The sequence below is a fragment of the Dechloromonas aromatica RCB genome, assembly GCF_000012425.1.
The window spans coordinates 2,196,545-2,222,471 of sequence record NC_007298.1 but is presented as its reverse complement, the minus strand read 5'-3'; the positions used below and the strand labels follow the sequence as shown (position 1 = coordinate 2,222,471).

Below are 25,927 nucleotides of genomic sequence, written 5' to 3'. Positions count from 1 at the left end.
AACAAGGATAAGCCAATGCTGACCACACACACGCCGCTCGCCGCCGACGAACTGGATCGAATGAATGCCTGGTGGCGCGCCGCCAACTATCTTTCGGTCGGCCAGATCTACCTGCTCGACAACCCGCTGCTCAAAACACCACTCACGCTGGCGCACATCAAGCCGCGTCTATTGGGCCACTGGGGTACGACGCCGGGACTGAACTTCATCTACGTGCATATGAACCGGGTGATCCGGCAGCACGGTCTGAACATGATCTTCATTGCCGGCCCCGGCCACGGAGGCCCGGGCGTGGTGGCGAATACCTGGCTCGAAGGCAGCTACAGCGAGTTTTACCAGAATATTTCACAGGACGAGGAGGGCATGCGCCGGCTGTTCCGCCAGTTCTCCTTCCCTGGCGGCATTCCCAGTCATGCCTCGCCGGATACACCGGGATCGATCCACGAAGGCGGCGAACTCGGTTACGCGCTGTTCCATGCCTATGGTGCGGTGTTCGACAACCCGCACCTGATCACCTGTTGCGTCGTTGGCGATGGCGAAGCGGAAACCGGGCCGCTGGCCACCTCATGGCACTCCAACAAATTCCTCAATCCGCGCACCGACGGCGCCGTGCTGCCCATCCTGCATCTCAACGGCTACAAGATCGCCAACCCGACCATCCTGGCCCGGATCAGCCACACCGAACTGGAATGCCTGTTCGTGGGTTATGGCTACCAGCCGCTCTTTGTCGAGGGCGACGATCCGCAAACCATGCATCAGTTGATGGCAGCAGCCGTCGACACGGCAATCGCCAGCATTGCCGCCATCCAGCGCCGGGCGCGTGAAGGCGGCGACGAAAGCCGGCCGCGCTGGCCGATGATCATCCTGCGTTCGCCAAAAGGCTGGACCGGGCCGAAAACAGTCGACGGCAAGCAGAGCGAAGGCTCCTGGCGTTCGCATCAGGTGCCGTTCAGCGACATGGACAAGCCGGAGCATGTGCAATTGCTGGGCGAATGGATGGCCTCCTACAAACCCGCCGAGCTGTTCGACAAGGATGGCCGGCTGATGCCCGAGATCGCCGCACTGGCCCCCGCTGGGCAACGGCGCATGGGCGCCAACCTGCACGCCAACGGTGGCGCCTTGCTGCGTGACCTGCGTCTGCCGGATTTTCGCGACTACGCCGTGGCGGTGCCGACGCCAGGTGGCTCAGTGGCCGAGGCGACGCGCGCCATGGGCGTCTTCCTGCGCGATGTGATGCGCCAGAACCCGGACAATTTCCGCGTCTTCGGTCCGGATGAAACCGCTTCCAACCGCCTCGGCGCGCTGTTCGAAGTCACCAACCGGACATGGATGGCCGAACACCTGGCTGGTGACGACCATCTGGCGCCCGATGGCCGGGTCATGGAAGTGCTTTCCGAACACGCCTGCCAGGGCTGGCTCGAAGGCTACCTGCTGACCGGCCGTCACGGCCTGTTCTCCTGCTACGAAGCCTTCATCCACATCGTCGATTCGATGTTCAACCAGCACGCCAAGTGGCTGAAGATGTGTGGCGAGATTCCCTGGCGGCGGCCGATTGCCTCGCTCAACATCCTGCTCACCTCGCACGTCTGGCGCCAGGATCACAACGGTTTCTCGCATCAGGACCCGGGCTTCATCGACCACGTGGTCAACAAGAAGGCCGACATCATCCGCGTTTATCTGCCGCCCGATGCCAACACCCTGCTTTACGTCACCGACCGCTGCCTGAAGAGCCGCAATCTGGTCAATGTCATCGTCGCCGGCAAGCAGCCGGACTGGCAGTGGCTGGACATGGAAGCCGCGATCAACCATGCCAGCGCCGGTATCGGCCTGTGGGAATGGGCTTGCAACGACCAGCCGGGCGAACCGGACATCGTGCTCGCCTCGGCCGGGGATGTACCGACGCTGGAAATGCTGGCTGCCATCGACATCCTGCACCGCATGGTGCCGACCCTGAAGATCCGCTATATCAATGTTGTCGACCTGATGACCCTGCAGCCGCAGGAAGAGCATCCGCATGGTCTGTCGAGCGACGAATTCAATTCGCTGTTCACCACCGACAAGCCGATCATCTTTGCTTACCACGGCTATCCGTGGCTGATTCACCGTCTGACCTATCGGCGCACCAACACCAATCTGCATGTGCGCGGCTACAAGGAAGAGGGCACCACGACGACGCCTTTCGACATGGTCGTGCTCAACAATCTGGACCGCTACCATCTGGTCATGGACGTGGCCAAGCGGGTGCCGAAACTGCACGCCCAGGCGGCGCACATCAAGCAGGCCATGCGTGACAAGCTCAACCAGCACACGCAATACATCCTCGAACACGGCGAAGACATGCCGGAAATCCTCGACTGGCAATGGCCGGGAGCGAAGTCATGAATAAATCCAAAAGCACCAACCCGCTGCTGGCGATCAAGGCGCTTGGCCAGCACCTCTGGCTCGACAACCTGTCGCGCACCTTGTTGCGCGAAGGCGGCCTGCAACGCCTGATCAACGAGGACGGCATTGATGGCGTGACCTCGAATCCGGCCATTTTCGAGAAGGCCATCGCCGGCAGCCCGTATTACCGTGAAGATCTGGAACGCTTGCGTGGTGCCGGCCTGGATGCCGAGGCCTGTTACGAATCGCTGGTCATCGCCGACATTCGGGCGGCCTGCGCCATGTTGCTGCCGGCCTTCCGGGCCAGTCGTGGCGAGAGCGGTTACGTCAGCCTGGAAGTTTCGCCGGCGCTGGCCAACGATACGGCGGGCACCGTTGCCGCAGCCCATCGCCTGTTCGATACGGTCGGGCGCGACAATCTGCTGATCAAGGTGCCAGGAACACCGGCGGGAATTGACGCTTTTGAAGCCTTGAGCGCGGCCGGACTGTCGGTCAACGTCACCCTGATTTTTTCGCTGGCGCAATACGAGGCAGTCGCTCAGGCTTATTTGCGCGGTGCTTTGCGCTGGGTGGAGAGCGGGGGAAAAGCCCGGCATCTGCGTTCGGTCGCCAGCATCTTCCTCAGTCGTGTCGATACGGTGGTTGATAAACGCCTCGATTTACTGGGCACCGCGCATGCCGAGCGACTCAGCGGGCGCGCCGGCGTCGCGCTGGCCAAATGTTGCCATGGCCGATACCGCGACATTTTCCACGGGCCTGATTTTGCCTTGCTGCGTCTGGCCGGCCTCCGGCCGCAGACACCGCTCTGGGCCAGCACCGGCAGCAAGAATCTGGCGTACAGCGATGTGCTCTATGTCGAACCGCTGATCGGCGCAGAAAGTATCAATACGCTGCCCGATCCGACGCTGGCGGCTTTTCGCCAGCATGGGCAGGTGGCCAATCGCCTGCAGGAAGGCCTGGAGGAAGCTCAGGCACATATTCAGGCCCTGCTGGACCTGGGTATCGATCTGAACGCAGTGGGCGAAAGCCTGCAAAGCGATGGTGTAAAACTGTTTGCCGAGGCCTATCAGAAGATCTTGCTTGGCTTGCAGGCGTGAGGTCCTGGCCGATTCGTGCGCTTACTGCTCGGTCAGCTTGAGCAGGATGTCGGCGTACCAGGCGCCGTTCAGTCCCAGTGCTTCATCAGCGATCAGGTCGCGATTGCCGACGTCGAAGCGCGATGAATGAATGCCGAGCAGCATCCATGGCAGATCGCCGTGGGTTGGTGCCGATTCGGCAATGCGCATGACTACCGGCGCGCCGCTGCTGCCGCGATGGGTGCGGGCATCGGTCAGAAAGAAGCCTTCCCCCTGAAAGCGCAGGCCGAATGACGAAGCGATGATGGCATGGCGCACCACCGGGGTGTGATGCAAGGCGTCATGGAAGCCGAGCGGGAAGCCGACAATGAGCAAGGACGAGCCGACCTCGACCTGATCGAGGCTGCTCAACAGATGGCGCGGGCTGAAGGCCCGATAGACGGCGGTCTTGGGCAGAGCCTTGCGGTTGATCTCGATGACCGCGACGTCAATTTCACCGGCCGCATCCAGCCCCTGGCGCCAGAGGCTTTTTCCATCGCGGTAGAGCGGAATGGAAAAGCCGGTGGATTCGGCCACGTTGGCGGCATTGGTGTGCAGCTCGATCTCGATTCGGGTCGGAAAGTGCTTGCTGGTCTTGCCGAACAGCACATGCCGGCTGGTGACCAGAAACAGCCGTTCATCGCGCTCGAAGAAAAAGCCGCTGGCGTTGGTCAGCAATGTTCTTTCGTTGAAAGTCGAGATACGGGCAGCGGTGAGTAGTAGCGGTTCGATCATGGGCGAGGGCGGCAGCAGACGAAAGGGTAACGGTTCAATTGATGGCTACTTTGCCACAGCGTTTCAGTGCGCAGCCCCCTTGTTGGCAAGGCTCGTAATTACTTCTTCTGTGAGAGGATTCTGCCAACAATAGGGTATCGCGCCATTTTTGCAAGGACGCATTGTCGTCCGGCCGTCCAACGGTGGTCAGTGCACCTGGCTGTACTCAAGAAATGATTAGTCATTGCGTTGCTGTTTGCAGCCACGTTCGACCTTTGCCCGAGCGCTCCCGTCAGGCTCGAACAGGCTGGCCGGACGGGATCAGGACTGAATGCGAAGAAAGAGCGCCTTGGCCGTAGTGCCGGCCAAGGTTTCGAATGCTTATTTACCCTTGCTGGCATCCTTGACGTCTTCTTTCAGGTCGCCGTAGGCCGCCTGGACTTTGCCCCCGGATTTTTGAATCTTTCCTTTCAGTTCCAGTTCGTCGTTGCCGACGAGCTTGCCAGCGACTTCCTTTACTTTACCTTTGGCTTCTTCAATACGACCCTTGGCTTGATCTTTGTTCATGCTTGGCTCCTGAGCGTTACATCAATGGTGGGACGGGGCCGGAACTGCAATCCGACACCCGTGATGCATAGAATAGGCAAGGTGCTACCGGCAATCGGTACGCTGGCACGCATAGCGAACCGCTCTGGCCAATGTTCGAGAGCAGACAGAGGCCGCTGCGGGTATGGCTTGATAATCGGGCCACTGACGACACCGCTTGGAGGCTGCTCAAATGGCAAGGCGAATACGAAAAACGGTCTGGAGCCGATCATTCCAGAGTGCACTGAAGGCAATGACGCGAACGGCAATGCGTGTCGGCACCAAAGCAATCAAGCAAAGTTTGCGGGCCGCGCCGCTGACGAGCCAACGCAAACCCGTCAAAAAGGCGACGGCGCACTCGGCCAACTGGACGAAGGGGATCGCCATCGGCGCGGCGGGGCCTCGTGGCTATCGACTCTATAAGCCATCCGGCATGCGGCGCAATGAGACGCGGCCCTTGCTCGTCATGCTGCACGGCTGCGGGCAGGATGCCGAAGCGCTGGCTGCCAGTAGCCGGATGAACACGATTGCAGCCCGTGAGCGATTTTTTGTGCTCTACCCCGAGCAGGATCGCCTGTCGAACGTGCAAGGTTGCTGGAACTGGTACGACACCCGGACAGGCAGGGCGCAGGCCGAAGCCAATTCGATCAGTGCGGCCATCGAGCAGATTTGCCTGTCGCAAGCGGTAGACCGCAGTAAAGTTGCCCTGGCCGGAATTTCAGCCGGGGCGGGGATGGCGGTGTTGCTGGCGACGCATCATCCGGAACGTTTTCGGGCCATTGCCATGCATTCGGGAATCGCACCGGGGGTTGCGCATTCGTCGGCCAGCGCCATCAAGGCCATGTTCGGGCAAAGCGTGACAAGCTCGCCGCTCCCGGCCATTCCGCCCGACGTGAGGCTGCCGGCCTTATTGGTCATCCACGGTGCAGCCGACCACGTGGTGGCGCCGGGGAATGGTGCCGAAGCGGCCATGCGGTGGGGGGAACGGGTTGGCGCCAAGACGAGCAAGCCGCGCCTGGTGCAGCGCGGTGCGCGTTATGCGGCGACCATTACCGATTATCGAAAAAGCGGCCGCTTGGTGGCGACGCTCTGTGCAGTCGACCGGCTTGGGCACGCCTGGAGCGGTGGCGCCGCAGGGCATTCTTACAGCGATCCCAAAGGCCCGGACGCATCTCGAATGATCTGGTCTTTCGTCGCCAGGCAATTTGCCCGTTCGGCAGACTAGCAAGCGGATTGGGTGCAGTCGGCCGGTTCTCCATCAAATTGTTTTAGCGTTGAAGTGCTCAGTATTCCCCCTGGCATCCGGGGCATTCAGCAGTGACCTTCATAAACATGGAAGAGCTGGGCAAGCTGTCATTTGCCATCCCCGTCTCGATTGATCCAGAACCATGAAAAATATTGAAACAGGACCAGTTCCCAGTTGAAATATCCGATGTCTGGATGCTTGATTGCCTGGTCAGGGCAAATATTATTTATCTGGTGGTCGTAGGCGACCTTCGAGTCTGGACGTTTGAGCGTTCTGTAGGCCTCGGCGACATCCTTGAATTTCTGCTCTCCATCCCGATCATTGGTGACGTCTGGATGAAAGCGTTGGGCCAGCGTGCGGAAAGCCGACTTGATTTCGGCACAAGAGGCGCATCGATCGATGTGCAAGGTTGCATAGTGATTCTGGCGATTCATTGCTTTCTCCTTCGCGTTGGCGGCCCGCTTCGCTGGATATTGCCTGTCGTCGATAGGTTCAGCTGTCGCCTGCCTCCAAACTACTCGCCGCTGAGTATCCGTCTGTTCGCTACCCCGCATAGGGCTTGATCATTTTGCGGACAGGGCCATTCAGGCGGATTCTGCTCTCGTCTATGTGCGCCAGCGAACGGTTCCATTGCAGTCTTGATCCTATGCTGAACCATCAACGCCAGTGACCCGTCCGCGAGAACGTTGTTGCGTTCGCCTCGGTGTCGATCTCTCAATCTTCATCCAATTCAACATAGACAGGACAAAACCATGACTACCAGACGCCACGTTTTGAAAAACATGCTTCTCATCACAGCCGCCACATTTTCGCTGGGTACATTGAGCAGCCAGGCCATTGCTGCAAGTGCAGAAGACCTTGACCAGGATGCTTCACAGGCGCTGCAAACCCTTTACAAGAGCAGCCCGGTGGCCGAAAGCCTTGGTAAAAAAGCCAAGGGCATCCTGATCTTTCCCAAGATCGTCAAGGCCGGACTGGTCTTCGGCGGCAGCTATGGCGAAGGCGTCCTGACCAAGGACTCGAAGCAGTCCGGCTATTTCAATTCCGTGTCCGCCTCGTGGGGCTGGCAAGCCGGTGCTGAATCCTACGGCTATGTCGTCTTCCTGATGAGTGACAAGGCCATCAAGTACCTAGATCAGTCCAAGGGCTGGGAATTCGGTGTCGGGCCAAGCGTGGTCGTTGTCAATGAAGGAATTGCCAAGAATCTGTCGACCTCGACGCTGAAAAATGACGCCTATGCCTTCATCTTCGACCAGCAGGGTCTGATGGCCAGCCTGAGCATCGAAGGTACCAAGATCAGCCGTATCAAGCGCTGATATAACTCGTGCCTGCTACCGGCAGGCATGAGCGGGGCGAGGGTGGCCGAGCGCTTGCCATTGTCCCGGTAACGCACACATTGGGGCGCTTGAGCGGCCGTTCGTTCCTGTGCCGGGCAAGCGGATATAAAAGGAGAAACACCATGCTCTATACGATCGCAGTTGTCTTGATCATCCTCTGGCTACTTGGACTGCTCACCGCCTACACTGCCGGCGGACTGATCCACATTCTTCTGGTCATCGCCATTGTCGCCATCCTGCTTCGGGTGATCCGGGGTGGCAACGTCCTCTAGTTTTTTGGCGGTTGCAGGTTTGTTCCTCAAGCATGGGGCAGCGCCAAATTTTCGTTCCCGTTGAACGGCCATCAGGAGTTGCCATTGCTGCCATTGGTCAAATGGGGTGCCAACTGCACTGCGCGGCGTAGGCCGAACCGGAGCGGCCGGCGACAATGATGGCCGTGATCAACGGCGCGAATTCGCGCAACATCGATAGGCCAACCAGATCAGCGACAAAGATGTTGGCGCCGTACTGCCTGAGCTGGTCTGCTCCCTGGTAGGCGACGACGATGCCGAGCAGCAAGGCGAGAATGCCAACGATGGGCAGGGCGTCGAAGCCGGCGCTGCGAATGTTGTAGAGGATAGGGCGCCAGCGCAGGCAGCTCGGGCGGGCAAGGCATCGTCCGAGAGTGAGGGTGCATTCCCCGACAAAGCCAAGGAGTGCCATGCCCTGTTCAAAAGCCGCCGCCGCGCCCAGGCCAAGGCTGGTGAGCCGAGTCGGGGGCTCGCTGGCAGCCTGCTTGCCGGTTTCAGCTTGACGACTGACTTCCTAGCCAACAACTTCAAGTAGTTTAGCAAAGACAGGCTGCAAATATATGATTTCAATAACGATAGAATCACCGCCAAGGCGACGGTGCAGCTTTTCCATGACCCAGGCACCTGTCGTATCAAAGGCCTCAATCCGCGAAGCATCAATGACCATGGTCGAGCCAAAAGATGCTGACAGGGCCTCGAGTTGCGTTTCGATCTGACCAATGCCATGCGCCGTCCAGGAACCTGATGCCGCCAGTTCCTGTGAGGATGTCCGGGTGATTTCAGCCGGCGCCACCGGGATGAGAGTCATGGCTCGCCTAAGCTTTTGTGCTTGAAAAACGCCAGGCTTCCAAAGACTTATCGGCCACGTCCCTGACTACGCTCGTCCGAGTTGTCCCGTTCCCGTTGTTGTCCTTGGCGCTGGCCTTGATCCGGCTGGCGGGAACCTGGTCGTTCCTCATTGGGCGGCCGAGCCTGCTGCTGGGCAGGTTCAGCCTGTGGACGCAGGTTGGTCTCGCGCGGAGGCTGCGGATTATTGCGCGGGGCAGGGCGCTCATCCATCCGTGGGTCCGCCTGGGGGGCGCGCTGTTGCTCCCGGTTTTCCCGGACCCGTTGGGGTTGCTGTTCCTGATTGGCGCCAGGGGCATCCTGCCTGACTGAAGGAGCGGGGCGTTGCGGTGCCGCCGAAGGCTCGGCGTTTCTCCGTTGGGGGGCTTCCGCTCTGCCGCGTTGATCATGTTCGGGCTGGTTTCTCGGCGGTGGCGACGCCTGGGATTGCTGGCGAACCAGCGGATCGCGTGCTTCGTGGCGATAGTTCTGGCTTTGCAGGACCGGCTGCCGATCCGGGGACGGGTAACGCTCCCCGGCGTAATTGCGTTGATAGGTCGGTAGCGGGGCCGGGACGGGCGTGGCTCGGCGGTTCCAGTGATCCCAGCCGCGACGGCGTTGCGACCAGTCGTTGCCCCAATGCTCATCCCAGCGCGGCGGCGAGTTTCCTTGCCAGCCCATGAAAAAGGTCGGTGGACGGCGGTAGTAGCGCACCGGAACACGCAACAGGTAGAGCGGAATGAAGTCCGGATCGACCATCATCCACGGGCCGTTGTACCAGGAACTCGAATACCAGCGGTCAGACTCGAAAATCCAGTACATGCCGTCGTAGAAAAAGTAGTTTGAATTCAGGCCAGAGGCGTAATAGACCGGGTAGCCGGGCACCCGAACCAGATTCGGGTAGGTCGACAGGCTGATGCTGACGTTATCCGTCTGGAAACCGAAGCCAAAGCTCACCTGAGCCGGTGCCGGCGCAGCAAAATGGAGCAATATCCCCAGGACGATCAGTTGTTTACGCATTGCCTTCCTCCGTTTCAACAGGTGGCAACGGTGAGTCGGTCAATGGCCGGCCGGTTGCCCATTCATCAGAACGATTGTCCGGGTGTGACGGCGAAGGTCTGTGGGGTAGCCCACACAGCGGGATGCCAGGCTCGATTCGCCGCCCATCCTGTCTTTACATGACAAAGAAATGGCGCCCTCAGGCGCCATTCTGATTACTGCTTGAATTTCGACTGTGCGTCGCTCAGTCCGGTCTTCAGGTCGTCCCACATCTTGTCGGCGGTCACTCTGACCTGTTCCCAGGCGTCGCCGGTTGACTTGCCGAGTTCCTTCATCTTGTCGCCAGCTGCGTGCTGCTTGGCGCGCAAAGCCTGAATCTCTTCCGCGCGCATGATTTTCATGTCGGCGGTAAAGCTGTCTATCTTGGCTTCCAGCAGATTGACCTGAGCGCTCCACTCCTTGAGTTGTGCGCCCATTTTTTCTCTATATTCTTTATGCAGTTCCATGATTTGCTCCTTTAGTGCGGGTGGTGGTTCGTACTTATTTGCTGGTTGTAATGACGAGCTGGTTAGTCACGTCCTTGACACCGCTAATCGCCATCGTTCGGGCCCTGGCCTTGTCACTGTTGGCTTTCGAATCAACCGTACCGCTCAGCGTGACAACCCCCTTGATGGTGTCGACACTGATTTGCATCGACTTGAGGCCTGGTTCACCCATTAGTTCAGCTTTGACTTTGGCAGTGATTTCCGTGTCATCGAATACCTGAGCGGTTTTCTCGCCTTGCTCGGTCATCTTCTTTTCGACTTTTCCGACGGTATCGCCGACCTTCTTGTCGGTATCGCTGGCGACCTGATCCATTTTCTTGCCCGCCTTTTCGGCTGATCCTGGCTTGTCGCAAGCGCTCAGGCCAAGCGCAAGGAGCAGTGAAACGGTAATAAACGTGCTTTTGTTTTGCATCATGACTTGAATCTCCGGTGTGGTTTTGGGGGCTAAATCCTGCCCAGCATCACAAGAACGAGCAGGATGACCACGACCAGCCCGATGCCGCCGCTTGGGCCATATCCCCAGCCCCGGCTATGCGGCCAGCTTGGAATGGCGCCGATCAATAACAGGACCAGAACGATCAACAGAATGGTTCCCAAGCTCATTTCTTTCTCCTCAGTGTTGCGGGGCATTAACGATTAATGCGGTGCCTCTCATCTTACGGAGGCGATCACCGTGGTCTGTTCGCCAGCGCACAGACCCGGCATTTGCCAGCACTGAAGATGCATGTCAGAGGAATGGAATGGCCATCCAGTCGGATGGTCCGTCCTTCCCTACAACCACGCATTGCAGACACCAGGAGAAATCATGAGTACAGAAATCACTACCACCCCGGGATCGACCGAAAACCCGAAGGAAAGCCTGTTCAAAGGGATGGTCGGCAAGGCCGACCATCTGCTCAAGGACGCCAGCCATTCCGTGGCCGAAGAGTTCTCCGCAACGCGCCATGCGGTGTCGGAAAAGGCTTGTGGCGCCGCCAATTTAACCCACGAATACGTGCGGGCGAATCCCTGGAAAGTCGCCGGCATCGCCGCGGCCGCCGGTGTCTTCATCGGCGCCTTGATCATCCGCCGCTGATCCACGCATACCCCCATCAATTCAGGAGGCATCAATGTCTAGTGTCGGTTATCACGAACCCGTCGACGAACTACCCGCCGAAATCCGCGACATGCACCGGGCGCTGGTTTCACTGATGGAGGAACTGGAGGCGGTCGACTGGTACAACCAGCGTGCCGCTGCCTGCCAGGATGTTGGTTTGAAAGCCATCATCGAACACAACCGCGATGAGGAAAAGGAGCATGCCGCCATGCTTCTGGAGTGGATACGACGGAAGGACGAGGGCTTTTCCGGACAGCTCAAGGAGTATCTCTTTACCGAAACACCGGTGCCTCACCCGTGACCGGCGAGCTGTTCTGAAGCAAGTCAGGAGACCGGGCGATGAATGATGCTGCGCTTCACGTACTTCTGGTTGAAGACAATTCGGACGACGCCCGACTGATCGAAGCGGCACTGGATCACCAAGGAGGGGCGACCTACCAGATCGATAAGGCTGCACGTCTGTCTGAGGCCCTGAACTGTCTGGGCAAGGCGAATTTCGATATCGTCCTGCTCGATCTCAGTTTGCCTGATGGACAAGGCATAGCAGTTTTCGAGCAGGTCTCCCGCCTGGCGGCCAATGCACTGATTCTCATCCTGAGTTCGGCCGACGATGAAGAGGTGGCACGCCTGGCCGTACAGAATGGCGCCGACGATTACTTGGTCAAGGGCCTGGTCGATGCCCACTGGTTGCCGCGCACGCTGCGCTACCTGATAGAGCGCAAGACAACACGCCAGGCCCTGACTCTCAGCGAAGCCCGTTTTCGTGCCATGAGTGATGCCTCGCCGCTTGGCATCTTCGTCTCGGACATCCACGGCGAATGCGTCTATACCAACGCGGCCTATCACAAGATATCGGGGCTGAATCTGGAACAGACCCTGGGCACCAACTGGAGCATGGCGATTCATCCCGATGATCGCCAGCGCGTCCTGCTCGAATGGCGGGCAGCGGCGCTCGGCGAGGCAACATTTCAGACGGAAGCCAGGTTTCTGCGAGCCGACGGCAGTATCGTCTGGGCCCGCCTGAATGCGGCGGCCATGCTGGATGGCCTGCATCTGCGCGGCCATGTTCAGACGGTGGAAGACATCAGCGAACGCAAGATAACGGAGGACGCCCTGTTCGAGGAAAAGGAGCGCGCCCAGGTAACGCTCAATTCCATCGGCGACGCGGTATTGACGACCAATCTGAAGGGTGATGTGACCTACCTGAATCTTGTCGCCGAGATGATGACCGGCTGGCCCAGGGAGGCGGCTATCGGTCAGCCGCTGTCCGAGGTATTCAGAATTCTCAACGGTACAACTCGTGAGGTGGCGCCAAATCCAGCGCAGCTGGCCATTCGCGAGAATCGAACGGTCGGGCTGGCCGCGGACAGCATCCTTATTCATCGCGATGGTCTGGAAGCTGCTATCGAGGATTCGGCGGCGCCGATTCATAACCGGGACGGCCAGGTGGCCGGTGCGGTCATTGTTTTTCACGACGTCAGCGAGTCGCGGGCCATGGCGCTGAAGATGGCGCATCTGGCCCAACACGATTTCCTGACCGGCTTGCCGAATCGGGCTTTGCTGACTGAGCGTCTTTCGCGAGCGATTGGCCAGGCGCGGCGGCACAACAAGCGGGTCGGAATGTTGTTTCTCGACCTCGACTATTTCAAGCATATCAACGACTCCCTTGGGCATGCCGTCGGCGACCAGTTACTGCAACAGGTCGCCGAGCGTCTGATCGTCTGCATCCGCGATACCGACACGGTTTGCCGGCAGGGCGGGGATGAGTTCGTGATCCTGCTTGCCGAGATCGAGCAGGCGAGGGATGCCGCACCGATTGCTGAAAAACTTCTCGCCGCTTTTGCCGAACCCTGCCTGATTGCCGGGAATGAGCTTCACGTCTCCCTGAGCATCGGTATCAGCATTTATCCCGATGATGGGATGGATGCCGATACCGTGATGAAGAATGCCGATACCGCGATGTATCACGCCAAGGCCAACGGCCGGAACAATTACCAGTTTTTCACCACCGAAATGAATACCCGTGCCGTCCGGCGCCTGTTTATCGAAGGCAACCTGCGCCGTGCACTGCGCCAGGGCGAGTTCATGCTCTATTACCAGCCCAAGATCGATCTGGCTTCAGGGATGATGATCGGCAGCGAAGCCCTGATCCGCTGGCAGGACCCTGAACATGGGCTGGTTTATCCCAAGCAGTTCGTGCCGATCGCCGAAGAATCGGGTCTGATCGTCCCGATTGGCAGTTGGGTACTGCGCGAAGCCTGCCGTCAGGTCCGTGCCTGGCAGGAATCCGGGCTGGTGGCCGTGCCCGTTTCAGTCAACATTTCAGCCGTCGAGTTTCGCCACAAGGACTTTCTCGAAGGGGTGGCACTGATCCTGAAGGAAACCGGCATGCTGCCCAGTTATCTCGAACTGGAATTGACCGAAAGCATCCTGATGCACGATGCCGAATCGTCGGCGACGGTACTGGAAGCGCTGAAGACGATGGGCATGCAGCTGGCCATCGACGACTTTGGCACCGGCTATTCGAGCCTCAGCTATCTGAAGCGCTTTCCGATCAATACACTGAAGATCGACCAGTCGTTCGTTCATGACATTGCGATCGATCCGGACGATGCCAGCATCGTCGGCGCCATGATCGGCATGGGCAAGAACCTCAAGCAGCGCGTCGTTGCAGAGGGCGTGGAAACCGAGGAGCAACTGGCTTTCCTGCGCACGCTGCATTGCGATGAAGGGCAGGGCTTCCTGTTCGGCCGTCCTTTGCCGGCCGATGAATTCGCCCGCCTGCTGCTCAATGACCGTGGTTTTTCCGCCGACCTGAACTGATACCGGGTGCTATGTGTGCCAACACACCGACGCATTCGTCATCGCTGACTAGTCTCTGTCATTGAGGCGTCGAAGTTCCAACGGGAAGCGGTGCCGGAATCAGGAAGTCCCGTGTTTCCCCCAATTGGAGAGTCCCATGAATCAATTCAGCAAATATCTGTCCGCCCTGTTTCTGTCACTGACGCTGCTCACCGCCGTTGGTTGCGCATCCACTTCCAAGTCGGAAAGCACTGGCGAATACGTCGACGACGCAATGATCACCAGCAAGGTCAAGGCCGCCATCCTTGGCGAATCCACCCTGAAATCAGCCGAAATCAATGTCGAAACCTACAAGGGTGTCGTGCAGTTGAGCGGTTTCGTCAGTTCGCAGGCCGCTGCCAGCAAGGCCGTCGAGGTCGCCCGTACGGTCAAGGGTGTCAGCTCGGTCAAGAACGACATGCGTATCAAGTAATTGACGATCAGCCCGCGGGCCGGTGCAGGAATTTGGTCTGGCACCGGACCGGCGGATTGAAGTAGTCAATCTCACGGTGCGCCATGCATCGTGAGATTTTTTGTTTCTGGAAAGGCCGTTCAATTTGAAATCAGGCAAGTCGCTCCCGGGATATTTTCGCCAGTTGATCAAAGGCCTCGGCGAGGCTGAATGGTCGGCCGCCCAGTCCACCGAAGAGGCACCGTTACGGGCCGCCCTGTACAGTGCCGATCAGATGGCGCAGCATGGCAAGGCGCTGGCCGCCGCTCACCGGCTGGCGGCGAGTCCGGTCGCGGATCGCCTGCTCGGTCGCCTGGCCGCCAATGAAAATACCCTGGTCGATGTTTGCCGCCGACTGACCTCGGTTTCTACCGAAAAACGACGGATCACCCCGGCTGGAGAATGGCTGCTCGATAACTTCTACCTGATCGAGGAGCAGATTCGCACCGCCAAGCGGCACCTGCCCAAGGGTTACAGCCGCGAATTACCGCGTCTGGCCAACGGTCCATCGGCCGGTCATCCGCGCGTTTACGACATTGCGCTGGAAACCGTGGCGCATGGCGATGGCCGGGTCGATCCGGAAACGCTGAGCCGTTTCGTCGCCGCCTATCAAACGGTCACCGACCTGCGGCTCGGCGAGTTGTGGGCGATCCCGATCATGCTGCGCCTGGCCGTGATTGAAAACCTGCGCCGGGTCGGGGTTCGCATCGCGGCCGGCTGGGACGAGCGCAACCTGGCCGAACTGTGGGCGGACCGGATGATCGAGGCCGCCGAGCATGACCCGAAGAACCTGATTCTGACCATCGCCGACATGGCGCGCTCGCAACCGCCGATGGTCAGCGCCTTTGTCGCCGAACTGGCTCGCCGCCTGCAGGGCCGCGGCCCGGCGCTGGCGCTGCCGCTGACCTGGATCGAGCAGCATCTGGCCGAATCGGGCCTGACGATTGCCCATATGGTGCAGGCCGAGACTCAGTTGCAGGCGGCCGATCAGGTGTCGATCAGCAACAGCATCGGCAGCCTGCGCATCCTGGGCGCCATGGACTGGCAGAAATTCGTCGAAACCCAGAGCATTGTCGAACAAACCTTGCTCGGCGATCCCGGCGGCGTTTATGGCGAGATGGATTTCGCCACTCGCGACCGCTACCGCCACGCCACCGAAGCGATAGCCCGCAAGTCCGATCTGAGCGAAGGGGCGCTGGCGGCCCGGGTGGTCGAACTGGCCCGCACCGGGGCGGAAGAGGGCGGGGCGGCTGGCCACGTCGGTTTCTATCTGCTTGGTCCGGGCTTGCCAAAGCTCGAAAGCGCCGTCGAAGTACGTCATACCTTCCCAGAGAGCGTGCGCCGGGCGGCAAGCCGCATGCCGCTGACGATCTACCTCGGCGGTGTCACCGCAATCGCCATGCTGCTGGCCGGCAGCCTGGTCATGCGCGCCATTCCGGCCGGTTTGCCGCTGTGGGCAATGATTTTGCTCGGCCTGGTCGCCTTGCTGGCGACCAGCCAACTGGCCGTCTCGCTGGTGAACTGGCTGGCCAGCCTGCTGGTGTCGCCGCACCCCCTGCCGAAAATGGATTTTTCGGAAGGCATCCCGTCAGCCTCGCGAACGCTGGTCGTCGTACCGACCATGCTGACCAGTGCGAGCGGTGTCGAGAGCCTGATCGAGGCCCTGGAGGTCAGGTTCCTGGCCAATCGCGATCCCAGCCTGCACTTCGCGCTGTTGAGCGATTTCCTCGATGCCGCACAGGAAATGCTGCCTGAAGACGCCGCCCTGATGCAGATGGCTGGCGAACGAATCGCCGCCTTGAACACGAAATATTGCGCTCAGGCAGAATTCACCGCACCCGACATCTTTTTCCTGTTCCACCGGCCACGCCGCTGGAATCCGCAGGAACACGTCTGGATGGGCTACGAACGAAAACGCGGCAAGCTGGCCGATCTGAATGCGCTGCTCCTGAATGGCACGCGCGACGGATTTTCGCTGATTGCCGGTGATACAGCAGCGCTGCTTGGCACCCGCTATGTGATCACGCTCGATACCGACACCCAGTTGCCGCGTGATGCCGCACGGCAGTTTGTCGGGACGATGGCGCATCCGCTCAATCGCCCGCGCTTTGACGAGGCCCGGCAGCGGGTCGTCAGCGGCTACGGCATCCTTCAACCGCGTGTCGCGGTCAGCCTGCCGGGTACCAATCGCTCGCGCCTGGCTCGGCTGTACGGCGGCGAGCCCGGCATCGACCCCTATACCCGCGCCGTGTCGGATGTTTATCAGGATGTCTTCGGCGAAGGCTCGTTCATCGGCAAGGGCATCTACGATATCGCCGCCTTCGAGCGTGCGCTGGGTGGCTGTTTCCCGGAAAACCGCATTCTCAGCCATGATCTTCTCGAAGGCTGCTACGCCCGGGCCGGGCTGCTCAGTGATGTGCAGTTGTACGAGGATTGCCCGGCCAGCTACCGGGCCGATGTCATTCGTCGCCATCGCTGGATGCGCGGCGACTGGCAACTGGTCGGCTGGCTGTTCCGGCGCGTACCGGGTGAGGGCTTGTGTCGGCATCGCAATCCGCTCTCGAATCTGTCGCAATGGAAGTTGATCGACAACCTGAGGCGCAGCCTCGTTCCGGCCGCGCTGAGCGTACTGCTCGTGCTGGGCTGGACCGCACTCGCGCCGGTGGCGTGGTGGACGCTATCGATTCTCGGCATCCTGATCGTGCGGCCGATTTTTGCCGCCTTGCTCGATGCCTGCCGCAAACCTGATGAAGTCCTGCTCCGGCAGCACTTTGCCGCCGTGGCCGGCTCGGCCCTGCGCCATTTCCGGCAGCTAGGCTTTGAACTGGCCTGTCTGCCCTATGAAGCATTGTTCAGCCTCGATGCCATTGCCCGCACCACCTGGCGCCTGCTGGTGTCGCATCGTCAACTGCTCGAATGGAATCCATCGAGCGAGGTCGAGCGCCAGTTGGCCGGGCGCCGCCGTAGCGAGCTGGTCGCTTGCCTGCGCAGCATGTGGGTCGGACCGTTGCTGGGCATCGTGCTGGGAGCCTGGCTGATGCTGGCCGGTCCGGAACAGATGTTTATCGCGACGCCGGTTCTGTTGCTCTGGCTGGGTTCACCGTTCATGGCCTGGTGGCTCAGCCGCCCGCTGGCGGCCCCCAAGGCTCACCTGACCGCCGAGCAGGGCTTCTTCCTGCGCCGGATTGCCCGGCGGACCTGGGCCTTCTTCGAGCATTTTGCTGGCCCGGAGGATCACTGGCTGGCCCCGGACAATTATCAGGAATACCGGGTCGCCGCCGTCGCCCACCGCACCTCGCCAACCAACATGGGGCTGGCCCTGCTGGCCAACCTGAGCGCCTGGGATTTCGGCTACATTCCGACTGGCAAGCTGCTCGAACGCACGGCCAACACGCTGCAGACCATGCTTGGGCTGGAACGTTATCGCGGCCATTTTTATAACTGGTACGACACGCAGACCCTGCAACCGCTGCCGCTGCTCTACGTGTCGACGGTCGACAGCGGCAATCTGGCCGGACATCTGCTGACCCTGCGCGGTGGCCTGCTCGGGCTGGCCGAAGCACCGATACTGCAGCCACGCTTGCTGGCCGGTCTGAACGACACGCTCGGCCTGCTCGCCGAATCTGCGGATGAAGCCGTGGCCGGCACACTGGCCGCCTTCCGCAAGGCGCTTGATGCGGCGATGCTTAATCCACCCGCGACCATCACGGCCATGGCTCGGCTGTTGCAGCAATTGGCTGAGGGCGCCGACGAGTTGGCGACCGAGGTTGCGGCGAGCCTTTCCGTGCACGATGAAACGCCGCTTGAGAATGAGTCCGCCGAATGGGTGCAGGCGCTCGTTCGGCAGTTGGCCGAGTCGCAGTCTGAACTGGAGCAACTGGTCCCCTGGCTGAGTCTGCCGCCACCGCCGGTGGGGTTGGAAGTGTTTGCCCGAATCTCCAACGAGGCAGCCTTGCCGACCCTGCGCGGTCTGGCCCGGCTGTCCACCGAACGCTGCCCGGACATCGAGACACACCTTGCGATGGACTTGAATGCCGAACAACGGAACTGGCTGGTCGAACTGTCGCGCCAGATTGTGGCCGCCGGCGATGGCGCCAACCGGAGAATTGTCCAGATCGAGGAGTTGGCCGTTCAGGCAGGCGAGCTGGCCGAAATGGACTATGACCTCCTGTTCGACAAGGCGCGGCACCTGCTGACCATCGGCTACAACGTGACTGAACGCCGGGTCGATAGCAGTTACTACGATCTGCTGGCTTCCGAAGCACGCCTGTGCAATTTCGTGGCCATCGCGCAAGGGCAACTGCCGCAGGAAAGCTGGTTCTCGCTCGGCCGTCTGCTGACCGGCACCGGTGGCGAACCAGCGTTGCTGTCGTGGAGCGGCTCGATGTTCGAGTACCTGATGCCGATGCTGGTCATGCCAAATTATGAGAACACCTTGCTCGACCAGACCTGCAAGGCCGCCGTGGCGCGGCAGATTGAATATGGCAAGCAGCGCGGCGTGCCGTGGGGCGTGTCAGAATCGGGCTACAACACGGTCGATGTCCACCTCAACTACCAGTATCGCGCTTTTGGGGTGCCGGGGCTGGGCCTGAAGCGCGGGCTGGCCGAAGATCTGGTCATTGCCCCCTATGCTTCAGCGCTGGCGCTGATGGTGGCGCCGGAAGCGGCCTGCCTCAACCTGCAACGAATGGCCGACGAAGGCTTCGTCGGCAAATACGGTTTCTTCGAGTCCATCGACTACACGCCGGCCCGTCAGCGGCGCGGCCAGTCGCACGTCGTGGTCCGTTCATTCATGGCGCACCATCAGGGCATGAGCCTGCTGGCACTGGACTACCTGCTGCTCAATCAGCCGATGCAAAAGCGCTTTGTCGCCGACCGCCTGTTTCAGGCCATCCTGCTGCTGCTCCAGGAACGCATTCCCAAGGTCACGACGCTGTTCTCGCACACGGCCGAACTGGCCGATGCGCGTTCGGCATCGATTTCCGAAGAGACGCCGATCCGTGTCTTCACCACCCCGGATACGCCGGTGCCGGAAGTCCAGTTGCTGTCGAACGGTCGCTATCACGTGATGGTGACCAATGCTGGCGGCGGTTACAGCCGCTGGAACGATCTGGCCGTGACGCGCTGGCGCGAGGATGGCACCCGCGACCATTGGGGCAACTTCTGCTATATCCGCGAACTGGCCAGTGGCGCTGTCTGGTCGACTGCCTTTCAGCCGACGCTCAAACGGCCGGATCATTACGAGGCCATCTTCTCCGAAGGGCGCGCCGAATTCCGCCGCCGTGATTCGCTGGCCGGCGGGGAAGGGGAGTTCGAAACCTATACCGACATCGTCGTTTCCCCCGAGGACGATATTGAACTACGCCGGACCAAGATCACCAACCGGTCCCGCCAGCGCCGCGAAATCGAGGTGACCAGCTATGCCGAGGTCGTCATCGCCCCGGCGGCGGCCGATGAACTGCACCCAGCCTTCAGCAACCTGTTCGTGCAGAGTGAAATCCTGCACGGGCGCAATGCTGTGCTGTGTACCCGCCGGCCCCGTTCGCTCGACGAACAGGCGCCGTGGATGCTGCACCTGATGGCGGTCCATGATGCCGTTTCGAGCGCCGTTTCCGCCGAGACGGATCGCTCCCGCTTCATCGGTCGCACCCGTAGCACCGCCAGTCCGCAGGCCATGGATGAAGCCGGTCGCCTGTCCGGCACCGATGGCTCGGTGCTCGATCCCATCGTCGCCATCCGTCACCGCATCGTGCTTGAGCCCGAGCAGTCGGTGACCATCGATCTGGTCACAGGTATCGCCGAAACGCGAGCCATGGCCCTCGGGCTGATCGAAAAATATCAGGACCGCCACCTGGCCGACCGCGTCTTCGAACTGACCTGGACGCACAGCCAGGTCGTGCTGCGCCAGCTCAATGCCACCGAAGCCGACGCCCAGCTTTACGCCCGCCTGGCCGGCTCGGTCATCCATGCCAATGCCTCGCTGCGCGCCGATGCCTCGGTGCTGATCCGCAACCAGCGCGGCCAGTCCGGCCTGTGGGGCTATGCCATTTCCGGCGACCTGCCGATTGTGCTGCTGCAGATTGGCGATGCCGCCAATATCGATCTCGTCCGCCAACTGGTGCAGGCCCACGCCTATTGGCGCCTGAAAGGCCTGGTCGTGGACCTGGTGATCTGGAACGAAGACCACGCCGGCTACCGGCAGCGCCTGCAGGATCAGATCATGGGCTTGATCGCATCGGGCATCGAGGCCAGCGTCATCGACCGGCCGGGCGGCATTTTCGTGCGGCTGGCCGAACAGATTTCCAGTGAAGACCGCATCCTGCTGCAATCCGTGGCGCGGGCCGTGATCACCGACGGCCGCGGCAGTCTGGCCGAACAACTCGACCAGCGAGCCCCGGTTGAAACCCGCGTGCCGCGTCTGGTGCCGAGCCGGCGCTATCGGCCCGAAGCCCCACCGGCCGCCACCGTGAATGGCCTCGATCTGCTGTTCTACAACGGACTGGGTGGCTTTTCCACCGATGGCCGGGAATACGTCATTACCCTGGCCCAAGAGCATGCCACGCCGGCACCATGGGCCAATGTACTGGCCAACCCGAAATTCGGTACGGTACTTTCGGAAAGCGGCAGCGCCTACACCTGGTGCGACAACGCCCATGAATTTCGCCTGACGCCCTGGCACGATGACCCGGTCAGCGATGCCGGTGGCGAGGCCATCTACCTGCGCGACGAAGAAACCGGCCACGTCTGGTCGCCCACACCTTTGCCGGTGCGCGGCGCCATGCCTTATACGATCCGCCACGGTTTCGGCGTCAGCACTTTCGAAACCAACGCCGGCGGCATTCATTCCGAACTCAAGGTTTATGTCGCCATCGATGCTGCCGTCAAATTCTCGGTGCTGAAACTGACCAACAATTCAGGTCGCCCGCGGCAAATCTCGGCCACCGGCTACGTTGAATGGGTGCTCGGTGATCTGCGGGCCAAATCGGCCATGCATGTCAGCACCGAGGTCGCGGCTGACAGTGGCGCGCTGCTGGCGCGCAACCCCTACAGCCCCGAGTTCTCCGAGCGCGTGGCCTTCCTCGATATCGATGAGCCGAGTCGAACGCTGACAGGCGATCGTAACGAATTCATCGGACGCAATGGTACGCCGCAAGAGCCGGCAGCGCTGAAGAGGGCCCGTCTTTCCGGCAAGGTTGGCGCCGGGCTGGACCCGTGCGGCGCCATCCAGATCGTTTTCGACCTGGCCGATGGCGAGGAACGCGAGATCATCTTCCGCCTTGGTGTCGGGCATGGCACTGACGAAGCGAGCCAGCTGATCCAGCGTTTTCGTGGCCCACTGGCGGCGCGCATGGCGCTCGAAGCGGTTGAAGAATACTGGATGCAGTCGCTCGGCGCCGTGCAGGTCGAGACGCCGGACCCGGCGCTCGATCTGCTGGCCAACGGCTGGCTGGTCTATCAGACGCTGGCCTGCCGGATCTGGGCGCGCAGCGGCTATTACCAATCGGGAGGCGCCTTTGGCTTCCGTGACCAGTTGCAGGACATGATGGCGCTGGTCCATACCGAACCGGCACTGGTTCGCGCCCATCTGCTCCTTTGCGCCAGCCGCCAGTTTGCCGAAGGCGATGTCCAGCACTGGTGGCATCCACCCTCGGGGCGTGGCGTTCGCACCCGTTGTTCCGACGACTACCTTTGGCTGCCGCTGGCCGTCTGCCGCTATGTGCAGTGTACCGGCGACACTGGCGTGCTGGATGAAAGCACCTGTTTCCTCGAAGGCCGACCGGTCAACCCGGAAGACGACTCCTACTACGATCTGCCGGTCCGTTCGGGCGAGGTCGGCAGCCTGTACGAACACTGTGTCCGTGCCATCCGCCACGGCCTGCGCTTTGGCGTCCATGGCCTGCCGCTGATCGGTTCCGGGGACTGGAATGACGGCATGAGCCGGGTCGGTATTCAGGGCAAGGGCGAGAGCGTCTGGCTGGGCTTTTTCCTCCATGACGTGCTGCATCAGTTCAGCGCACTGGCGACGAATCATGGCGATACGGCATTTGCCGAATTCTGCCGGGGCGAGGCGGCCAGATTGCACCAGAACATCGATCAACAGGGGTGGGATGGCGCCTGGTACCGCCGTGCCTATTTCGACGACGGAACCCCACTCGGCTCCAGTTCTAGCGCCGAATGCCGGATCGATTCCATCTCGCAGAGTTGGTCTGTCTTGTCAGGTGTGGCCGATGCTTCGCGCGGGCGACAGGCCATGCAGGCCGTCGACGAGCATCTGGTGCGCCGACCGGCCGGGCTGATTCAACTGCTCGATCCGCCTTTCGACAAAACGAAGCTCGACCCCGGCTATATCCGGGGCTACGTGCCGGGCGTGCGGGAAAACGGCGGGCAATATACCCACGGCGCGATCTGGGCCGCCATGGCCTTCGCTGCCCTTGGCGACCGTGAGCGGGCCTGGGAACTGACGGCGATGATCAATCCGATCAGCCATACCAGTTCGGTCGCCGCCGTTGCCACCTACAAGGCTGAGCCTTACGTGATGGCTGCCGATGTCTATGCACTGGCACCGCATACCGGTCGTGCCGGCTGGTCGTGGTATTCCGGCTCGGCCGGCTGGATGTACCGGCTACTCGTCGAATCGCTGCTTGGCCTGCGCCTGGAAGGTGACAAACTCCACCTGTCGCCCTGTCTGCCGGCGGGCTGGCCCGGGTTCAAGATTCGCTACCGTTATCGGGCGACGATATTTCATATTGCCGTACAGCTGATACCGGCCGGCCCGGAGTTTGCCGGGAGTTCGGTCAGCGTCGATGGCCTTGAACAGGCGGAGCAGGCGATTTCCCTGGTCGACGACCTGGGCGAACATCAGGTCGTGATCAGGCTTCAGTCCGGGTTATCGGTTTCCCGGTAGGGCAGTTCTGGCGGCCCGGAGTTCGGCTTCGAGGCGTTTCGCCTCGCTGATGTCGATGAACGTGATCACCACGCCGTCGATCACGTTTTCGAGCGTCCGGTAGGGCATGATCCGAACGATGTACCAGCATCCGTCGTTGCTGGTGATCTGTTTTTCACAGAAGGCCAGCGTTCGCAAGACCTCTTGGGCATCGTCCTGCAAATCGGTGTAGTCGAGCTTATGGACGATATCGGCCAGCGGCCGTCCGATGTCGCTCGGAATGAACTTGAATATGTGTGTCGCCTGGCGGGTAAAACGCCGCACATGCAGCATGTTGTCGAGAAAAACCGTGGCGATGTCGGTGCTGTTCAGCAGGTTCTTCATGTCGTTGCTGGTCGCCGACCATTCATCGACTTTTGACTGGAGTTCGGCATTGACCGTCTGCAACTCTTCGTTGAGAGACTGCATTTCCTCCTTGGAAGTGGTCAGCTCCTCGTTGGTCGACTGCAGCTCTTCATTGGTCGATTGCAACTCTTCGTTGGCCGATTTGAGTTCTTCGTGCGAGGTCTGCATTTCCTCCCGAATGCTCTGAAGCTCTTCCCTTGCCTGGAGCAGGGCCTGCTCCAGTTCGGCGACCCGGGCATCGACAAGCTGCTTCCGCGAATGGCGTTTGGGCGCTGGTTTTGCCGCGACAACATCGGCAAAAACGATCATTGCCATGCCGTGGAGGGGTGCGGGTTCGTCGATGGGATAAACGGTCAGGTCAAGGCTCTGGCGTTCGCTGCCATCCTCAATCGTCAGGTCTTTGACGACGACGGCCTCGCCGATACGCAGTGCTTTGGGCAGGGCGAGAATCAGCTCCTGACGCAAGCCTTCGTGGGCCATCGCATGAATGTTCCAGTTGGCCTTGCCAGCCGCCGGCTCCAGGTATTTTCCGGTCCGCCCGCTGATGAAAAGGATGTCCCCATCCGCATTGGTCAACACGGCGGCCGGCGAGAATTTCTGCAGCAGCAGTTGGTCGGCCAGGGTTTGCAGGTTGGCAGGTTGCATGGTCGGTGACGGTATCAGGGCAGGGTTGGGGGAGTCGCCTAAATAGCGGGTCGGGAAATCGACATCGATTGCTCGTTGGTTAACTTCTTCCCGGCGATAGATTCGCGCCTTGGGCTCCAGCGGGGAAAACAGCTCGGCAAAGTTGCCGATGCTTTCGGCCGAACCCAGAAAAAGCGTGCCACCGGGTTTCAGGCTGTAGTGAAAGAGGGGCAACAAGCGCTTTTGCAGGTCGGCGCCCAGATAAATCAGCACGTTCCGACAGGTCAGGATATCCAGCCGGGTAAAAGGCGGGTCCATCGTGACATTGTGCGGTGCGAACACCACCATCTGGCGGATTTCCTGGCAGATCCGAAACCGGCCATTTTCTTCAACAAAAAACCGCGCCAGCCGCTCCGGGGAAACGTCGCCGGCAATACTGGATGGATAGATTCCCTGTCTTGCCTTGGCAATGGCATCCGGATCGAGGTCGGTGGCGAAAATTTGCAGCTCGATCCGGTTGGTGGGTTTGGCATGGTCCATCGCTTCGCCGAAAATCATGGCCAGCGTGTAGGCTTCCTCGCCACTCGAGCAGCCGGCCACCCAGGCGCGCAGCAGGTTGTCGTGCGTTTTGGCGAGAATCATCCCGGGTAGCACTTGTTCCTGCAGGTAGGCCCAGGCCGCGGGGTCGCGGAAGAAGCTGGTGACGCCGATCAGCAATTCCTTGAAGAGCAGGTCGACTTCCTGCGGGTTGGTCTGGAGAAAACCGACGTAGTCGGCGATTCCGCCCAGACGATGAATGCCCATGCGGCGCTCGACGCGCCGATAGATCGTGCTTTTCTTGTACAGCGAAAAATCGTGGCCGGTCTGGGCTCGCAGCAGGATGCAGATCTTCTCGAAGGCCGAGCTCTTGGCCTCGCTATCCGGCACAAGAAAGGTTTCGGGGGGCAAAAGGCGAGGCGGGTGGTGCAGACGATCAATAATCCGTCTGGCTAGATCGCCCGGCGGGGCAACGATATCCGCCAGCCGGGCATCAATTGCGCTGCGTGGCATGGCATCGAACTTGGCCGTAGTAGGGTCTTGTACAACCGACAGGCCACCATGTTCGCTGATCGCCAGCAGGCCCTGGGTTCCATCTGATCCCATGCCGGAAAGGATGATGCCGATGGCTCGTTCGCGCCGGTCTTCGGCCAAGCTACAGAGAAAGGAGTTGATCGGCAGACGTAATCCTCTTGCCGCTACCGGATCGAGCAGGTAGAGCGTGTCGTGGAGGATCGACAGATCCTTGTTGGGTGGGATCACATAGACACAATCCGGCTTGATCTTCATCCGGTTTCCTGCCTGCTTGACCACCATCGGGGTGGACCGTTGCAAGAGCTCCGGAAGCATGCCGTAGCGATTGGGGTCGAGGTGCTGGACGACGACAAAAGCCATGCCGCAATTGACCGGCACACCGCCCAAAAACTGCTCGAGTGCTTCCAATCCTCCGGCTGACGTACCTATGCCGACGATCGGAAAGTACTTGTCCTCAGCTAATGCGGAGGAGGGTAGCAGGGCTTGCTCGTGCTTTCCTTGAGACGGCATTGGCGGA

Annotated in this window: 20 protein-coding genes; 10 read left to right on the top strand and 10 right to left on the bottom strand. The window is 60.6% G+C overall.

Going from position 1 to position 25,927, the window contains the following annotated elements; all coding sequences use genetic code 11:
- Window positions 1–15: 15 nt before the first annotated feature.
- Together DARO_RS10640 and tal are read left to right on the top strand one after the other, a co-directional pair.
- The gene (locus tag DARO_RS10640) at window positions 16–2,382 is read left to right on the top strand and encodes a phosphoketolase family protein (protein WP_011287809.1); all 2,367 of its coding nucleotides are present in this window, start codon (window positions 16–18) and stop codon (window positions 2,380–2,382) included.
- Window positions 2,379–3,479 (top strand): transaldolase, encoded by a 1,101-nt coding sequence (tal, locus tag DARO_RS10635; RefSeq protein ID WP_011287808.1) that lies wholly within the window; start codon window positions 2,379–2,381, stop codon window positions 3,477–3,479. Before DARO_RS10640 ends, tal begins: the two co-directional genes overlap by 4 nt.
- A 21-nt stretch (window positions 3,480–3,500) precedes the next feature.
- On the opposite strand, the gene DARO_RS10630 is transcribed toward tal, so the two are convergent.
- Window positions 3,501–4,232 carry a S1 family peptidase gene (locus DARO_RS10630; RefSeq protein ID WP_011287807.1) on the bottom strand — a complete coding sequence of 244 codons (732 nt, stop codon included), beginning with the start codon at window positions 4,230–4,232 and terminating at the stop codon, window positions 3,501–3,503.
- A 360-nt stretch (window positions 4,233–4,592) separates the two neighbouring features.
- Complete coding sequence (locus DARO_RS10625; protein ID WP_011287806.1) at window positions 4,593–4,778, bottom strand: CsbD family protein; 186 nt, start codon at window positions 4,776–4,778, stop codon at window positions 4,593–4,595.
- A 271-nt stretch (window positions 4,779–5,049) separates the two neighbouring features.
- Between DARO_RS10625 and DARO_RS10620 the strand changes: the two genes are divergently transcribed.
- Window positions 5,050–6,021 carry an extracellular catalytic domain type 1 short-chain-length polyhydroxyalkanoate depolymerase gene (locus DARO_RS10620; protein WP_157037189.1) on the top strand — a complete coding sequence of 324 codons (972 nt, stop codon included), beginning with the start codon at window positions 5,050–5,052 and terminating at the stop codon, window positions 6,019–6,021.
- A 128-nt stretch (window positions 6,022–6,149) separates the two neighbouring features.
- On the opposite strand, the gene DARO_RS10615 is transcribed toward DARO_RS10620, so the two are convergent.
- Window positions 6,150–6,476, bottom strand: a complete 327-nt coding sequence (locus DARO_RS10615) for a DnaJ domain-containing protein (protein ID WP_011287804.1) — start codon at window positions 6,474–6,476, stop codon at window positions 6,150–6,152.
- Window positions 6,477–6,824: 348 nt separating this feature from the next.
- Here DARO_RS10615 and DARO_RS10610 point away from each other — a divergent pair, with 348 nt between their 5' ends.
- Together DARO_RS10610 and DARO_RS22820 are read left to right on the top strand one after the other, a co-directional pair.
- Window positions 6,825–7,358 (top strand): YSC84-related protein, encoded by a 534-nt coding sequence (locus tag DARO_RS10610; RefSeq protein ID WP_041224330.1) that lies wholly within the window; start codon window positions 6,825–6,827, stop codon window positions 7,356–7,358.
- 143 nt (window positions 7,359–7,501) lie between these two features.
- On the top strand, window positions 7,502–7,651 hold the full coding sequence (locus DARO_RS22820) for a lmo0937 family membrane protein (RefSeq protein ID WP_011287802.1): 150 nt from the start codon (window positions 7,502–7,504) through the stop codon (window positions 7,649–7,651).
- A gap of 97 nt (window positions 7,652–7,748) precedes the next feature.
- On the opposite strand, the gene DARO_RS23310 is transcribed toward DARO_RS22820, so the two are convergent.
- From DARO_RS23310 to DARO_RS22240, 6 genes are all read right to left on the bottom strand, one after another.
- Complete coding sequence (locus DARO_RS23310; protein ID WP_049758624.1) at window positions 7,749–8,081, bottom strand: ABC transporter permease; 333 nt, start codon at window positions 8,079–8,081, stop codon at window positions 7,749–7,751.
- A 102-nt stretch (window positions 8,082–8,183) separates the two neighbouring features.
- On the bottom strand, window positions 8,184–8,477 hold the full coding sequence (locus DARO_RS23305) for an STAS domain-containing protein (protein ID WP_049758623.1): 294 nt from the start codon (window positions 8,475–8,477) through the stop codon (window positions 8,184–8,186).
- A gap of 47 nt (window positions 8,478–8,524) precedes the next feature.
- The gene (locus tag DARO_RS10600; protein WP_011287801.1) at window positions 8,525–9,514 is read right to left on the bottom strand and encodes a hypothetical protein; all 990 of its coding nucleotides are present in this window, start codon (window positions 9,512–9,514) and stop codon (window positions 8,525–8,527) included.
- Window positions 9,515–9,708: 194 nt separating this feature from the next.
- Window positions 9,709–9,999: a sll1863 family stress response protein gene (locus DARO_RS10595; protein ID WP_011287800.1), complete on the bottom strand. Its 291-nt coding sequence runs from the start codon at window positions 9,997–9,999 to the stop codon at window positions 9,709–9,711.
- 34 nt (window positions 10,000–10,033) lie between these two features.
- A complete protein-coding gene (locus tag DARO_RS10590) occupies window positions 10,034–10,453 on the bottom strand; it encodes a BON domain-containing protein (protein ID WP_011287799.1) in 420 nt (139 codons plus the stop codon).
- A 29-nt stretch (window positions 10,454–10,482) separates the two neighbouring features.
- Window positions 10,483–10,641, bottom strand: coding sequence for a DUF3309 domain-containing protein (locus DARO_RS22240; RefSeq protein ID WP_011287798.1), 159 nt, complete (start codon window positions 10,639–10,641; stop codon window positions 10,483–10,485).
- A gap of 202 nt (window positions 10,642–10,843) precedes the next feature.
- Here DARO_RS22240 and DARO_RS10580 point away from each other — a divergent pair, with 202 nt between their 5' ends.
- The 5 genes from DARO_RS10580 to DARO_RS10560 all read left to right on the top strand — a co-directional run bounded on the left by DARO_RS10580 (window position 10,844) and on the right by DARO_RS10560 (window position 23,331).
- The gene (locus DARO_RS10580) at window positions 10,844–11,113 is read left to right on the top strand and encodes a glycine zipper domain-containing protein (protein ID WP_049758621.1); all 270 of its coding nucleotides are present in this window, start codon (window positions 10,844–10,846) and stop codon (window positions 11,111–11,113) included.
- Window positions 11,114–11,147: 34 nt separating this feature from the next.
- Window positions 11,148–11,435, top strand: coding sequence for an encapsulin-associated ferritin-like protein (locus DARO_RS10575; RefSeq protein WP_011287796.1), 288 nt, complete (start codon window positions 11,148–11,150; stop codon window positions 11,433–11,435).
- A gap of 38 nt (window positions 11,436–11,473) precedes the next feature.
- Window positions 11,474–13,957 (top strand): EAL domain-containing protein, encoded by a 2,484-nt coding sequence (locus tag DARO_RS10570; RefSeq protein WP_011287795.1) that lies wholly within the window; start codon window positions 11,474–11,476, stop codon window positions 13,955–13,957.
- A 136-nt stretch (window positions 13,958–14,093) separates the two neighbouring features.
- Window positions 14,094–14,408, top strand: coding sequence for a BON domain-containing protein (locus tag DARO_RS10565; protein ID WP_011287794.1), 315 nt, complete (start codon window positions 14,094–14,096; stop codon window positions 14,406–14,408).
- A 163-nt stretch (window positions 14,409–14,571) separates the two neighbouring features.
- Window positions 14,572–23,331 carry a GH36-type glycosyl hydrolase domain-containing protein gene (locus DARO_RS10560; RefSeq protein ID WP_497463055.1) on the top strand — a complete coding sequence of 2,920 codons (8,760 nt, stop codon included), beginning with the start codon at window positions 14,572–14,574 and terminating at the stop codon, window positions 23,329–23,331.
- On the opposite strand, the gene DARO_RS10555 is transcribed toward DARO_RS10560, so the two are convergent.
- The gene (locus DARO_RS10555; protein WP_011287792.1) at window positions 23,314–25,920 is read right to left on the bottom strand and encodes a chemotaxis protein CheB; all 2,607 of its coding nucleotides are present in this window, start codon (window positions 25,918–25,920) and stop codon (window positions 23,314–23,316) included. The two genes, DARO_RS10560 and DARO_RS10555, sit on opposite strands and share 18 nt — an antisense overlap.
- Window positions 25,921–25,927: the final 7 nt, after the last annotated feature.

Excerpts from the sequence above, each read along its gene's own strand:
- DARO_RS10575 (WP_011287796.1), top strand. The coding sequence starts at position 11,148 with ATGTCTAGTGTCGGTTATCACGAACCCGTCGACGAACTACCCGCCGAA.
- DARO_RS23310 (WP_049758624.1), bottom strand. The coding sequence starts at position 8,081 with ATGGCACTCCTTGGCTTTGTCGGGGAATGCACCCTCACTCTCGGACGA.
- DARO_RS10610 (WP_041224330.1), top strand. The coding sequence starts at position 6,825 with ATGCTTCTCATCACAGCCGCCACATTTTCGCTGGGTACATTGAGCAGC.
- DARO_RS10625 (WP_011287806.1), bottom strand. The coding sequence starts at position 4,778 with ATGAACAAAGATCAAGCCAAGGGTCGTATTGAAGAAGCCAAAGGTAAA.
- DARO_RS10640 (WP_011287809.1), top strand. The coding sequence starts at position 16 with ATGCTGACCACACACACGCCGCTCGCCGCCGACGAACTGGATCGAATG.
- DARO_RS23305 (WP_049758623.1), bottom strand. The coding sequence starts at position 8,477 with ATGACTCTCATCCCGGTGGCGCCGGCTGAAATCACCCGGACATCCTCA.
- DARO_RS10555 (WP_011287792.1), bottom strand. The coding sequence starts at position 25,920 with ATGCCGTCTCAAGGAAAGCACGAGCAAGCCCTGCTACCCTCCTCCGCA.
- DARO_RS10595 (WP_011287800.1), bottom strand. The coding sequence starts at position 9,999 with ATGGAACTGCATAAAGAATATAGAGAAAAAATGGGCGCACAACTCAAG.
- tal (WP_011287808.1), top strand. The coding sequence starts at position 2,379 with ATGAATAAATCCAAAAGCACCAACCCGCTGCTGGCGATCAAGGCGCTT.
- DARO_RS10590 (WP_011287799.1), bottom strand. The coding sequence starts at position 10,453 with ATGATGCAAAACAAAAGCACGTTTATTACCGTTTCACTGCTCCTTGCG.
- DARO_RS22240 (WP_011287798.1), bottom strand. The coding sequence starts at position 10,641 with ATGAGCTTGGGAACCATTCTGTTGATCGTTCTGGTCCTGTTATTGATC.
- DARO_RS10580 (WP_049758621.1), top strand. The coding sequence starts at position 10,844 with ATGAGTACAGAAATCACTACCACCCCGGGATCGACCGAAAACCCGAAG.
- DARO_RS10565 (WP_011287794.1), top strand. The coding sequence starts at position 14,094 with ATGAATCAATTCAGCAAATATCTGTCCGCCCTGTTTCTGTCACTGACG.
- DARO_RS22820 (WP_011287802.1), top strand. The coding sequence starts at position 7,502 with ATGCTCTATACGATCGCAGTTGTCTTGATCATCCTCTGGCTACTTGGA.
- DARO_RS10570 (WP_011287795.1), top strand. The coding sequence starts at position 11,474 with ATGAATGATGCTGCGCTTCACGTACTTCTGGTTGAAGACAATTCGGAC.
- DARO_RS10600 (WP_011287801.1), bottom strand. The coding sequence starts at position 9,514 with ATGCGTAAACAACTGATCGTCCTGGGGATATTGCTCCATTTTGCTGCG.
- DARO_RS10620 (WP_157037189.1), top strand. The coding sequence starts at position 5,050 with ATGACGCGAACGGCAATGCGTGTCGGCACCAAAGCAATCAAGCAAAGT.
- DARO_RS10630 (WP_011287807.1), bottom strand. The coding sequence starts at position 4,232 with ATGATCGAACCGCTACTACTCACCGCTGCCCGTATCTCGACTTTCAAC.
- DARO_RS10615 (WP_011287804.1), bottom strand. The coding sequence starts at position 6,476 with ATGAATCGCCAGAATCACTATGCAACCTTGCACATCGATCGATGCGCC.